The organism is Pseudobacteroides cellulosolvens ATCC 35603 = DSM 2933, from assembly GCF_001262605.1.
Taxonomy (GTDB): Bacteria; Bacillota; Clostridia; order Acetivibrionales; family DSM-2933; genus Pseudobacteroides; species Pseudobacteroides cellulosolvens.
Window position 1 is genome coordinate 487,101 of sequence record NZ_LGTC01000001.1, and the last position, 13,838, is coordinate 500,938.

The window sequence follows — 13,838 nt, forward strand, 5'->3', positions numbered from 1 at the left end:
TTTATATGTTTTATAGTATTAATTGAATAATGAATAATACATTTTGCACTTAATGGGTATTTCCTACAGGTAATACCATTGCAAAGATTTCCAACGCAATTACCGATACATCGGTTACAATGGCGTTCAAGGCTCATTTGCGTAATCAAAAACCTGTAGTAGTTGCAGTTTCAACTAATGATGGGTTGGGAGCTAATGCTCAAAATCTTGGTAAGCTTATGAACATGAAATATGTATTTATTGTTCCTTTCGGTCAGGATAGCCCTAAGGATAAACCAAATTCAATCATATCAAAAACTGAACTTATCATACCGACAATTTTGGAAGCACTTAATGGAAAACAAATTCAACCTATTATTGTATAAGTAAAAAGCTCGTAAGCAAAAAAGGCTGCCTTAATGGCAGCCTTTTATAAAGTGGGATTATTCGTTTATGTATGAACAACAGTAGTCGGCAAGCTCCTTAACCTTAAGTTTAAACTTTGAGTTTGCAGGGACTTCAAAGGACTGGCCTTCATTAACTGTCAACCATTCGCTGCTCTCCGGAAGCAAAACATCCATAGAGCCTCCTAAAATTTCCATTATCTCTTTTGCAGCAGTACCGAATTCATAATCACCAGGCAGCATTATTCCTAGTGTTTTCTTTTCTCCATCTTCGAATATAACAGTTCTGCTGGTAACCTTTCCATCAAAATATACATTTGCCTTTTTAACAACACTAACTTTAGTAAAAGTTTCCATAATAACCTCCGTTTAATATTAATATTGGGTATATCGTAATCCTAGTTGTTTTTTCAATTATATTATATTTTATGCTTAGAATAAACCATTGATTTTATCTCTAAATTTCTCTATAATTTCATTGTGGCTGGCATTAGGTAAAATATTAATATAATTAAGGCTTTCCATTGTTTTAGATACTTACTAAGGAATTAAACTAAATCCCGTCTAGGGGGGTGCAGGCTTGAGTGAAAATGAAAAATATCTCCTTGGGTTATCCAAAAAAGGAGATATTGAAGCTTTTGAATTGCTGATGGAAAAGTATCAAAAAAGGGTATTCAATATTGCACTAAGGCTTTTAGGTAACCATGATGATGCAAGTGAGGTTACCCAGGAAGTTTTTATTAGAATTTTCAAGTCCATGGGCAGCTTTAAAGGTGAATCCCAGATATCTACATGGATTTACAGGATTGCCACCAATGCCTGTCTTGATGAACTCAGAAAGCGTAAAAACAAGTGGGTCTTGTCTCTTGATGAGGAGTATCACAGGGAGAATGGAGACTATATAATACAGGTAGAGGATGATAAACCGACACCTGATGTTATAGTGGAACAGAAGAACTTAAAAAGTGCGGTAAATAATGCTATACACAAGTTGTCAGAAAAATATAAGCTCATTATTGTACTCAGGGATCTTCAGGGATTTAGCTATGAAGAGATATCGGAGATTGTCAAGACTCCTGTCGGAACGGTCAAATCAAGGATTAACAGGGCTAGATTACAGCTTAAAGAAATTCTTTTAAAAGAGAAGGAACTTTTTTCGGATAATTTCGTCAAAGATATTGAAAGGAGGGCTGGAGATGAAAAAATGTGAAGATATCAGGGAACTTATATCCCAATATATCGATGGTGATATGAACAGTGACCTGCTTTCTGAGTTTGAGGAACATATTTTGTCCTGCGAAGATTGCAGGAAAGAGCTCCATGACGTAAAAAACGTCATAGCCATGCTAAATAATACTCCAGAGGAAGACCTGCCTTTAAATTTCAAGGACGAACTTCATGAGAAGCTGTTAGAAGAGAAAGCCAAAAAGCAAAGTGCTATAACCCTGATTTTAGTGAGGTATTCCCATGTGTTTGCATCAGCAGCCGGGTTTCTTATTATATTCACAATTTGGTTGGTTTACAATAATAATATATCAATTAAAAATGACTTACCAAATACTACCTCGGTGCAATCTTACGACAGCAAGGAATATGGTTCTAATGAAAATATGCAATTCAATTATAATCATAATCCAAAGGAGAGTGTAAACAGCGAAACTCCCCAATATAATGACGGTTTGCATAAAATAAGCGGAGCTGCCGGGTATTCACAATCAACTCAGGATCAAAGCTCTATTGTCGCAATGGACGTGATACCGACATCAGCATTAAATAAATCACAGCCAGTAGAAAAATATGATTCTCCCGAAGTGAAGCAAACTGAAGATAAAAACATCACAACAAGATTTAGTGAAAATATTACAGGTAAAGCTGAATTAAAAGCTAAAACGGATACCAATTCAAAAAAGGAGATTACTGATAAGTCTACAGAATCCACTGTTATTGGAACGGTTTTTAGTGAAAACCTATATAAGTCAGCTGATTTTACGCTAAATACAAAAGATGCCAAATCAGGAAGAGATTCCATAAGAAGCATCGCAGCTTCATTAGGCGGCGAAGAATTTAGAGTATCTTTAATCACAGGAAGTGTTGAAGCTACTCAAAAATCTGTTAGTGCGATACCTAATGGTATGATAGCTGAATCTGAAAATGCTGACTTGCTTAATTTCAGGATTCCTGCAAACAACTATAACACATTTTTGCAAAAGGTAAATGACACCCTTGGTGCTTCTAATGTAATAACAAATACTGTTGTAAATAATGATTATGAAAGCCGGAAGAAGGAAATTGAAGCTGAGGTTTTTGAAATTGATAAAAAAATTGTAAGCAATGCAAATAACAGTTCATGGAACGGTTCAAGCGAATACAATACTTTAATTAATAATAAAAATAATCTGAACAGGGAACTGGATGAAATAAAATGGAATTCTCAATATGTTTTTGTCACTTTTAAAATTAAGAAAATATACTAAGGTGTAATATTTTTTATTTTTTTGAAAATAATTAATTACAGCTGTTTACCGCTGTAATTTTTTTGTGTAAAATATTATATGGCATAAGCACGATAGAAAAAAATCGATTATATATTGAAGATTAATCATTTTTAAAAATGATTTTTGATGATTTTTATATGTAGATTGCTTGTGAGAAGAGGGGAATTAATTAATGGAGATAAATGCGGTTGTAGACAGAATTGAGAATGGAAATGCGGTTTTATTATCTGAAGATATGGGAATTGAAATCAGCATTCCTGAAGAAAATATAATTAATACATACCATATGGGGGATAGGTTAACCCTTACAATTAACGGGGATTTTGACATAAGGAATGCCTAAAAAATCACTTCCCATTTTGAGCGATTGTTGGCAAGTTAAGTCAACACATGAGCCAAATTTATAGTGGAGGTTATATTTTAGTTATTACTAATAAATTTAAACGGGGAAATATATGAATAATAAAAAATTGATGCTGATTGACGGTAATAGTATTTTAAACAGGGCATTCTACGGACTTCAGGGAAAGGAAATACTTGCTACAAGTGATGGACTGTTTACAAATGCAGTGTTTGGCTTTATAAATATAATGAACAAATACCTGGATGAAGAAAATCCGGGTTATTTATGTGTAGCATTCGATCTTAAGGCTCCCACATTCAGACATAAGGAATTTGACGGATATAAGGCAAACAGGAAGGGAATGCCCAAGGAATTGGCTGTTCAGGTGCCGGTTATAAAAGAGGTACTGGATGCTATGAACATAAAAAGGCTTGAATATGAGGGATTTGAGGCAGACGATATCCTGGGTACAGTTTCATTATGTGCAGAAAAGGAAGGTTTTGAGGTAGTTATACTGACAGGGGATAGGGACTCGCTGCAGCTTGCTACTGACAGGACACGAATTAAGCTTCCGGTTACTAAGGGATGGAAGACAGAAACAGAAGAATATAATCATGATAAAGTTATTGAAAGGTACGGTGTTACTCCAGAACTTTTTATTGATGTAAAAGGGCTTATGGGGGATACATCTGACAATATTCCCGGTGTACCTGGAATTGGTGAAAAAACAGCTATTGATTTGGTGAAAAATTTTGGAACCATTGAAAATATATATGAGAGTCTTGATAAAGTAGAAAAAAAGAGTGTTAAACAAAAATTAGAAGACAACAGGGACCTGGCCTTCTTGAGCAAAAGGCTTGCAACAATTGATAGGAATGCGCCAGAAAGGTGTGGACTTAAAAGCTTGCAAGATCTTCAAAAGCAAGAGGTTGACAGGGAGAAACTGTATAATCTCTTTAAAAGACTTGAGTTCAAAAGCTTTATAGAAAAATATAACTTGAAAGAGGAAAGGTCAAAAAATCCTCTGAAACTGCGGGATGTAGAGGTTGTAAGAGATATCGGGGATTTGGAAAAAATAAAAAAGGAAATACTCGCTGAAAAAGGTGCACGGTTTATTATATTCTTGAAAAGACAGATGACTTCAATTCAAGTCTTAAAGGTACAGGAATTTCATGGGGACAAGAGAAGACTGTATATGTTAATATCACCGGAGATTTTACTGAAGATATATTTTTAAGCCAGTTTAAGGAAGTCTTTGAAGCAAATGATGTAAAAAAATATGGTCATGATCTAAAGAATCTTATTGTTTATCTCAAAAACAAGGGCATATCTTTAAACGGTCTTTCTTTTGATACAATGATAGGTGCATATATACTTAGTCCTTCAAGGGATACTTATACAGTGACCGAGCTTTCTGAGGATTATATGGGTTTAGATGTATCTTCCATTGAGGAAATGCTTGGGAAGGGGAAAAAGAAGCTGCAAATTAATGACATACCTGTAAATGAGCTGGCTCCTGTTATAGGTATGTATTCCGAGCTTATTTATAGCCTGTATGAGCTTATTCACAAAAAACTTGACGAAAATGATCAGCTAAAACTTTATTATGAGATTGAGCTGCCCCTTATTGAAGTGCTTGCCGATATGGAGCATTTGGGAATAAAGGTAAATATAGATACTCTTAAGAGTTTTTCTGTTGAGATGGAAGACAGAATAAACCAGCTTATTAAGGATATTTATGAGCTTGCAGGGGAAGAATTTAACATAAATTCTACAAAGCAGCTAGGGGTTATATTGTTTGACAGATTAAAGCTGCCTGTTATTAAGAAAACCAAGACTGGTTATTCCACCGATGTGGAGGTATTAGAGCAGCTTGAACCCATGCATGAGATAGTTGCCAAGCTGTTGGAGTACAGGCATTTGGTAAAGCTTAAGTCCACCTATGTGGAAGGGCTTATGAAGGTAATGAACCCAAGTACGGGAAGAATTCACTCCAGCTTCAACCAGACGGTGACGGTTACCGGAAGAATAAGCAGTACTGAGCCAAACCTTCAGAACATTCCAGTAAAACTGGAAATGGGCAGAAAGATAAGAAAGGTTTTTGTACCGGAAAATGAAGAATATCTTTTATCTGATGGAGATTACTCACAGATTGAGTTAAGAGTCTTGGCACATATTACCGGTGACGAAAATATGATAGCCGCCTTTATAAATAATGAGGATATTCATACGTCTACAGCGTCAAAGGTATTTAATATACCAAAGGAACAGGTTACACCATTTATGAGGTCAAGTGCAAAGGCTGTTAATTTTGGTATTGTTTATGGTATCGGAGATTTCAGCTTATCAAAAGATTTAGGTATAACCAGAAAAGAAGCCAGAAAATATATTGATGAATACCTTGGGGAATATCCTAAAGTTAAACAGTATATGCATGATATAGTGGTGCAGGGAAAAGAAATGGGCTTTGTATCAACTATTTACAATAGAAGAAGGTACCTTCCCGAGTTAAAATCCTCAAACTTCAACATAAGATCTTTTGGTGAGAGGATTGCAATGAACACGCCTATTCAGGGAAGTGCAGCAGACATTATTAAGATTGCAATGGTTAAGGTGTACAAGGCACTAAAGAATAGAAACCTTAGGTCAAGGCTTATTTTGCAGGTCCATGACGAACTTATAATTGAAACTCACAAGGATGAGCTGAAAGAAGTAGAGGAGCTTTTAAAAGAATGTATGGAAACTGTAGCAAGCCTTCTGGTGCCTCTTACTGTGGAAGTAAGATCGGGTGGAAGCTGGTACGATGTTAAGTAATGATTAAAGAATTACTTACCCTTGCGAGCGGGTGTTCACGAGTTAAGTGAACACGAAAGCGAGCATTTAGGGGAAGTTATTTCTTTAACATTACTAAGTAATGATTAAAGAATTACTTAGTAATGATTAAAAAGAGGAAAGTAATCAGCGGATGTTTGAGAAGCTTTGAACATCCGCTTAATTTTATGAGGGTACGATATATGAAAATAATTGGCGTTACCGGTCCTATAGGAAGCGGAAAAAGTACACTTTCCGATTATTTTGCAAAAAAGGGTGCAAAGGTGATTGATGCAGACCTTATATACAGAGAAGTGGTACATAAGGGAAAGCCTGCTTTAACTGAGATAGTCCGGGTATTTGGTAATGAGGTGCTTGATGGGGAAGGGCAGCTTGACAGGAAAAAACTGGCAAGCATTGTTTTTAATGATAAAGTTAAGCTTGAAGTATTAAATGGATTAACTCATAAATATATTATAGAGGAGATAATCGAAGAAATAAAAAAGGCAAGAGAAAGCCATGTGGAAGTATTGGTAATTGAATGCCCCATTCCGATAAAGCATGGGTTTATTGACCTGGTTGATGAGGTTTATGTTGTAGTTGCAGATGAAAAGGTTAGGGCAGAGAGGATTATGAAAAGAAATAACCTTTCATTTGATGATGCTTTGAAAAGAATTAGGTCACAAATGACTAACGATGAATATATAAGTATAGCTGATAAAGTAATTAGGAATGAATCTGATTTTGATAGTCTTATAGCACAGTTGGAAGGAAATATATGAGTAAAATTAAGAAAATAATAGTTTTTTTCATACTTTTGATTTTGATCGCTGGTATATCCGTAAGCGGGTTAATTATTGCGGCAAAGAGAGTATACCCTGTAAAATACAAGGATAGTGTAATAAAATACTCAACACAATATGGAATTGATCCATATATGGTACTATCTGTAATAAAGGCTGAGAGCAACTTTAGAAGTACTGCCGTTTCACCCAAAAAAGCGATGGGGCTTATGCAAATTACAGAGGACACTGGAAAATGGGCAGCAGGGAAAATGAAGATCGAAGGCTTTGAAATTGATGATTTGTTTGAACCAGATACCAATATCAGAATAGGATGCTGGTATCTACATTATCTTGAGGACCAATTTGAGGATTTTAATAATGCAACAGATGATGAAAAAATAGAGTATGTTTTAGCTTCGTACAATGGCGGCAAAACAAATGTTTTAAGATGGATAAAAAATGCTGAAAAAAGTGAAAATGGAATATTCAGTGAAAATATTACATTTAAAGAGACTAAGCATTATCTCAAAAAAGTTAAGGGAAACTATGATATATATAAAATGTTGTACAAGAATATATAATTTCTCAAAGAAGATTATATAAACAATTCTTAATTATGAATTATATGATATGTAGAGATTATGATGTTTAGAGATTATGATGTTTAGAGATTATGCTATTTAGAGATTATGATGTATTTTTGAAATGAGGGGAAGAATTGGGAATGTCATTAAAAAACGGTTATTTGTATGTGATAAATACAGTTTTGCTCTTTAGTACTTATGAAGTTGTAAGTAAAACTCTGGTTGGAAAAATTGATCCATTCCAAGTAAACTTTATCCGCTTTTTATTAGGCGGAATAATTTTGTTCTTATTTCTGCTTTACAAAGGTGATTTAAAGCTTGGAAGGAGAGAACTATTGGCAATTACAGCAGTAGGATTTATAAACGTTGTAGTCAGCATGAGTCTTATGCAGCTAAGCCTTTATATGAAAGGAGCACAAGCATCTTTATCCGCTGTAATATTCAGTAGTAATCCCATATTTGTGTGTGTTTTTGCCTATTTTTGGGACAAGGAGAAATTCAATCGGGTTAAAGCAGCCGGGCTGGCCCTGGGCATTTTAGGTATCGTGGTTATTTTCTATGAAAAGTTAAACATTGACTCAATGGATTTTAGAAGTCCCATATTTGCTTTATTGTCAGCAATTTTTTACGCACTTTACACAGTTCTTGGACGCAAACAGGCTGTAAAAATCGGCAGCCTTAAGATGAACGCATATTCATTCATAGCCGGAAGCCTGCTACTGCTGCCTATAATGTTGTTCATAAAGGGACCTAATGTTTTTCAATTCGACTATTCGGGTACATTACAGATAATTTACCTTTCCGTTTTTGTGACGGGTATTGCTTATCTAACATATTTTAAAGGTTTATCAATTATAGGGGCAGGGAAGGGGTCGATGGTGTTTTTTATAAAACCTGTACTTGCAAGTATCATTGCTATAGTGTTTTTAAAGGAGCAGCCTTCAGTATTTCTGGCTGCAGGTACGTTATTAATTCTGATATCCATAGTACTGGTATTAAATTCTGAAAAGCTTGTACGCAAGTAATATTTTAGTCATTACTAAGGCATGAATGAAAAATTACTTTTGCTTTCTACGAGTGTTGACGTGTTAACTCAACGCATGAGCGAAATTTATTGCGGAAGTTATTTTTTAAATCATGCTTAAATAATATATTGTGCGAAAAATTTGTGCTGGTAATGGATGGTAAAGTCTATGGGTTTGAATAACAGAAATAAACTTTAAGATGTCTGGAAATTACAGTGTCTTGGTGTATTGAAAGACAATGGAGATAGATTTATATTTCGACACCATAATTTCCCAGACTTAATCTCTTATCCTATAATGATCTTCCAACAGCTTCGGCTACCGGTCTTAATTCATTAACAAGTTGATCGAACTTTGAAGGCCTTAATGATTGTGGACCATCACATAATGCATTGCTGGGATCTGAATGAACTTCGATGATAAGTCCATCGGCACCGGTCGCTACAGCTCCCTTTGACAGGGCATTTACATACTTCCATGAGCCTGTTGCATGGCTTGGATCTACTACTATTGGCAGGTGGGACAATTCCTTGACAAGAGGAATTGCACTTATATCAATTGTATTTCTTGTAGCAGTTTCATAAGTACGAATGCCTCTTTCGCATAGTATAATATTAGAATTACCGGCAGCCATGATATATTCGGCAGCCATAAGCCATTCTTCAATTGTAGCAGCCAAACCTCTTTTTAATAAAATAGGTTTATTAGTGAGGCCTACTTCATGAAGCAGCTTGAAGTTTTGCATATTTCGTGCACCAATTTGAATTATGTCAGCATATGACGCAATAAGATCTACATCACGGGTATCTACTACTTCAGTTACCAGTACAAGTCCTGTTATATCTCTTGCTTTAGCCATTATTTTTAGACCGTCTTCTTCAAGGCCTTGAAATGCATAAGGAGATGTACGCGGCTTAAAGGCACCACCCCTTAAAATTTTTGCACCCGATTCCTTTACTTTTATTGCAGTTCCAATATATGTTTCTTCATTTTCTATGGCACAAGGTCCGGCCATTATAACTACTTCCTTACCGCCTATTTCAACATCTCCAACTTTAACAACCGTTGGCTCCTTCTTGAGCTCTTTACCTGCAAGTTTGTAAGGCTTCATAATAGGCACAAGACTCTCAACACCAGGCATATTGGAGATATCCTGGGTATTTAGCAATCTCTTGTCACCAATTGCACCAATAACTGTTTTGATCTCCCCAAATATAGGGTGAGTTTGAAAACCAAGATCTATAAGCCTTTTTTCCACTTCATCAATTTGATCCCTGGTTGCATTTGAATTCATAATTATAATCATATTTCATACCTCCTGTTTATTATAATTTCCAATAAAATAAAAAATTCCTGTAAAATAAAAAACTCTTCGTCCTTGAAAGGACGAAGAGTAGCTTCGCGGTACCACCTTAATTGGCAAAAATGCCCACTTAATATGTACGGGATAAACAACGTGTACTATCCGATACACTTTTCCCTTTAACGGAGGAATAACCGATCCAGCCTACAAGTAAACTAATACCTTCAACCGATAACTCAGAGGGGAACTTCAATTATTATGCATTTCCGGGCTCTCACCAGTTCCGGATCGCTGCTAATGCCTTTTATAATTTACTCATCCTCGTCACAGTATTTGACACAAACAATTTTAAAGCAATAATTGTAAATTATTTTTTATATACTATCATAAAATATTGTCCCATGTCAATGAGAATTTATAATAAAAAATTAATAATGGAATGAAATATATAGAAATTTTTTATTTTTGTACACTGAAATTATATGAAATGTACGAATTTTATATTATGATATATATAGAGAGAGAAATTAAGAGCAGTTATTTTATGCTTTTAATATAGATTATTTAGAGTAGGGGGTTATAACTTATGAGAAAAGAAATTGGACGAAAGGTTATGCTAAGTAAAAACCGAGTAGTTCTGTGGGCTTTATCTGCTTGCCTTGTTTTTGGACAGGCTTTAAGCGGGTTGGCAGCATCAGCAGCTGGTGCATCACCGGTACCTTTGCCATCGGCTGTTGGATGGGAAAAATGGGACTATTTCAATTATGCAGAAGCAACACAAAAATCGCTTTATTTCTATGATGCAGAAAAATGTGGGCCTGGTATTACAGGAGGAAAGATTGAATGGAGAGGTGACTGCCATTTGGAAGATCAAATGATTCCTCTCAAAAATACCACTCTCAGCAAGAGCTTTTTGGAAAAGTACGGCAGTATCATTGATCCGGATGGCGACGGCTTTATTGATGTGCATGGTGGTTACCATGATGCAGGCGACCATGTAAGGTTTGGACTTCCCCAAGCGTATGCAGCTTCTACAATTGGATGGAGTTATTATGAATTCAAGGATGTCTACAAGGAACTCGGAGAAGAAGAGCACATAATTGATTTAATTAAACTATTTACAGACACGTTTCTAAGAGCGTCATTCCTTGATAAAGACGGCAATATGATTGCTTTTTGCTTCCAGGTAGGCGATGGTGATCAGGACCATACATATTGGGGACCGCCTGAACTATATCCAAAGAATCTTATTGCTACAAGACCGGCAAGATTTGCTACTGCTGAAAAACCCGGCAGTGATGTATGTGCAGGAACGGCAGCGGCACTGGCAACTTCATATATGAATTTTAAGGATACTGAACCTGAGTATGCTGAAAAGTGTTTAAAATATGCAAAAGCTATGTATAAGTTTGCAAAAACATACAGAGGTATGGCAGATAGCGGTGGATATTACGGTTCTGCTTATGATGATGATGAACTTACATGGGCAGCTGCATGGCTTTATGAATGTACAAATGACATGAGCTACATTAATGATATTGAATCTGCAACAGCTGACGGACTTTATACAGGATACTTGAAAAAGATAGTACGTGATAACAATAACAACACATGGCAAAATATATGGACTCACAGCTGGGATGCTGTTTGGGGCGGAGCTTTCGTGAAACTTGCGTATTTGTTCCCTGAACATGAAAGATTTGATTACTTTGCAAGATGGAATACTGAGTATATGTCAGGCGGTGTGATAAAGCACGAGGATCCTAAAGATGGTACATATATTGAAACATCACCTACCGGATATACTATGTTAAACGGTTGGGGATCAGCCCGTTATAATACTGCTATGCAGTTATGTGCACTGGTATACCAAAAATATAACCCTGAGAGAACAGATTTTGGTGCATGGGCAAAGAGCCAAATGGATTATATCATGGGAAGAAATCCTATGGGGTATTCTTATATTGTAGGATACGGGCATGAAAAGGGGTTGCCTTTTGTACTGCATCCTCACCACAGAGCTGCTCACGGATCAAAGACACTCAATATGGATGATCCTCCTCAACACAGACATATATTATGGGGGGCACTTGCAGGAGGCCCAGATAAAAACGATTATCACTTGGATGTGACTACAGATTATGTGTATAATGAGGTTGCAGTAGATTATAATGCAGCTTTTGTAGGAGCGGCTGCCGGTTTGTATAAGCTATATGGTAAGGGACAGAAGCCCATACCGAATTTCCCTCCAAAGGAGCCGTCATTTGATCCATATTATTGTGATATTCAACTGATGCAGGAAAATAAAGAGAGGACCCAGGTAACATTAAAGCTGCACAATGAGTCCAGCCAACCTCCACACTTTGAAAAAGGTATGATGGTAAGGTATTTCTTTAATATCAGTGAGCTTATCCAAAGCGGACAGTCAATTGATTCTGTAAAATTTGAGCTTTCATATGATGAGCAGATGTCACTGCAGGATAATCCTGTAAAAGCATCAGGGCCTGTTAAATGGGATGATGCCGGTACTTATTATTATGAATTTGATTGGTCAGGATCTGATATTTATGGAGACAGAGATTACCAGTTTGCTATTATCGAAAAGCAGGATGCAAATTACCAGAACTACTGGGATCCAACAAATGACTGGAGCAGGCAGGGAGCAGAAAAAGATGAATTTAAGTTAACCAAATATGTTCCGGTTTATCTTGATGGTAAATTGGTATATGGAGAAGAGCCTCCTAAACTCAAGCCAACTCCAACACCAACAAAAAATCCAAATGCAACTCCTGCAAATGATGCAAACATAAAAATATCTTACAAATGCAGTGAGGCAAAGGACATTGCTACAACCATAAGAGCATCTATAAAAATTGATAACACAGGTAAATCACCAATAAACTTATCAGATATAAAGGTACGTTACTGGATGACATCAGACAATGCACAGGGGACATTCGTTTGTGAATGGGCACAGATCGGAGAAGGAAATGTAAAAGGTACTCTCAACAAGATTGATAATCCTGTAAGCAATGCAGATACATACTGTGAAATATCATTTTCAAAAGAAGCTGGTATTCTTGCTCCAGGAGGAACAACCAACATTATTCCTTTCAGGATAGAAACAGGCAGTTCCTTTACTCAGACAAACGATTATTCATATAATGATGATATGGCAACCGGATTAGGAGATAATACAAAAATATCCGGTTATGTCAACGGTGCTTTGAAGTATGGTACTGAGCCTGTTAAGATTAAACCTTCAGCACCTCCTGGTTATAAGATATCCGGCTACATCAATCCGGGGTTTGATTATTCCGTTGATGCATCAGATAAACTAAAAGCAGGTTTTAAGGTGGAAATACTGGATTCTCACAAATATGCGGTTACAGGCAGTAACGGGTATTTTGAAATAACCGGTGTAGAAGCAAATGATGATGGGTATACATTAGGAATCAGTAAGCTGAATTATCTTGCAAGACAGAATATCATTACTTCTTTGGAAGCTGATGTAGAAATAGGATCGGAAGAATCGCCTTTAGCAATGTGGCCAGGTGATATGGCTAAAAACGGTATACAGGACAATGCTATAAATATCAGCGATATAATAGAAATTTCAAAGGTGTTCAATTCAACACCTCAAGACACCAAATACAAAGAAGCATTGGATATAAATCTGGATAATGCTATAAACCTTAAGGATGTTATAATTATTGCAAAATATTTTAACAAGGTTTCAAGCGATTATCCCGTGTAATAGTGGGTTAAGGAAAAAAATAGCTTGCAGCATAAGGCTGCAGGCTATTTTTTATACCTATTAATCTGTTAAATTACGGTAAACGATCTGCTATAATTCAATGGCTTGAAATATTTAATTAACTATAGTATAATATATATGTAGGAATGCTTTTCAAATCAAAAATCAGTGTATCTCTCACTTCTTAATTTCATTAAAGTCTGGATTAAGAATCTATATTAATCACATTATTGAATTGCTTTTTGTTAACATAAGATTTAATCATTGTTATTTCATAATGCTTAAAAATCATTCCAGCTATTGCTGCCTATAATTAGATTTTGGCAAGCTATTTTGTCGTGAGGAGGAATTG

The 13,838-nt window shown here is 35.9% G+C and carries 10 protein-coding genes, 1 pseudogene and 1 other annotated feature; of the genes and pseudogenes, 9 read left to right on the top strand and 2 right to left on the bottom strand.

Annotation, left to right across the window (positions count from 1 at the left end; translation table 11 throughout):
* Positions 1-77: 77 nt before the first annotated feature.
* Positions 78-365: a flavoprotein gene (locus Bccel_RS02230; RefSeq protein WP_081927350.1), complete on the top strand. Its 288-nt coding sequence runs from the start codon at positions 78-80 to the stop codon at positions 363-365.
* Between the two features lie 57 nt (positions 366-422).
* Here the strand turns inward: Bccel_RS02230 and ppnP are convergent, their stop codons facing one another.
* Positions 423-740 (bottom strand): pyrimidine/purine nucleoside phosphorylase, encoded by a 318-nt coding sequence (gene ppnP, locus Bccel_RS02235; RefSeq protein WP_036946483.1) that lies wholly within the window; start codon positions 738-740, stop codon positions 423-425.
* Positions 741-963: 223 nt separating this feature from the next.
* On the opposite strand from ppnP, the gene Bccel_RS02240 reads away from it, so the two are divergent.
* The 7 genes and pseudogenes from Bccel_RS02240 (at position 964) to Bccel_RS02265 (ending at position 8,426) form a co-directional block, all read left to right on the top strand.
* Positions 964-1,593 (top strand): RNA polymerase sigma factor, encoded by a 630-nt coding sequence (locus Bccel_RS02240; protein WP_036946486.1) that lies wholly within the window; start codon positions 964-966, stop codon positions 1,591-1,593.
* Positions 1,580-2,857: a zf-HC2 domain-containing protein gene (locus Bccel_RS02245; RefSeq protein WP_036946489.1), complete on the top strand. Its 1,278-nt coding sequence runs from the start codon at positions 1,580-1,582 to the stop codon at positions 2,855-2,857. The genes Bccel_RS02240 and Bccel_RS02245 overlap by 14 nt, the downstream gene beginning before the upstream one ends.
* Positions 2,858-3,050: 193 nt before the next feature.
* Positions 3,051-3,221, top strand: coding sequence for a DUF3006 family protein (locus Bccel_RS28580; protein ID WP_081927352.1), 171 nt, complete (start codon positions 3,051-3,053; stop codon positions 3,219-3,221).
* Positions 3,222-3,333: 112 nt separating this feature from the next.
* Positions 3,334-6,035 (top strand): annotated as a pseudogene (gene polA, locus Bccel_RS29475) (DNA polymerase I).
* 227 nt (positions 6,036-6,262) lie between these two features.
* On the top strand, positions 6,263-6,814 hold the full coding sequence (gene coaE, locus Bccel_RS02255; RefSeq protein ID WP_409372143.1) for a dephospho-CoA kinase: 552 nt from the start codon (positions 6,263-6,265) through the stop codon (positions 6,812-6,814).
* The gene (locus Bccel_RS02260; protein ID WP_036946498.1) at positions 6,811-7,398 is read left to right on the top strand and encodes a lytic transglycosylase domain-containing protein; all 588 of its coding nucleotides are present in this window, start codon (positions 6,811-6,813) and stop codon (positions 7,396-7,398) included. The genes coaE and Bccel_RS02260 overlap by 4 nt, the downstream gene beginning before the upstream one ends.
* A gap of 143 nt (positions 7,399-7,541) precedes the next feature.
* Positions 7,542-8,426: a DMT family transporter gene (locus Bccel_RS02265; protein WP_036946501.1), complete on the top strand. Its 885-nt coding sequence runs from the start codon at positions 7,542-7,544 to the stop codon at positions 8,424-8,426.
* Positions 8,427-8,718: 292 nt separating this feature from the next.
* On the opposite strand, the gene aroF is transcribed toward Bccel_RS02265, so the two are convergent.
* Positions 8,719-9,732 carry a 3-deoxy-7-phosphoheptulonate synthase gene (aroF, locus tag Bccel_RS02270; protein WP_036946504.1) on the bottom strand — a complete coding sequence of 338 codons (1,014 nt, stop codon included), beginning with the start codon at positions 9,730-9,732 and terminating at the stop codon, positions 8,719-8,721.
* 73 nt (positions 9,733-9,805) lie between these two features.
* Positions 9,806-10,066 (bottom strand) — a binding site (T-box leader).
* 249 nt (positions 10,067-10,315) lie between these two features.
* Between aroF and Bccel_RS02275 the strand changes: the two genes are divergently transcribed.
* Positions 10,316-13,486, top strand: a complete 3,171-nt coding sequence (locus tag Bccel_RS02275; RefSeq protein WP_050753006.1) for a glycoside hydrolase family 9 protein — start codon at positions 10,316-10,318, stop codon at positions 13,484-13,486.
* Positions 13,487-13,838 lie beyond the last annotated feature (352 nt).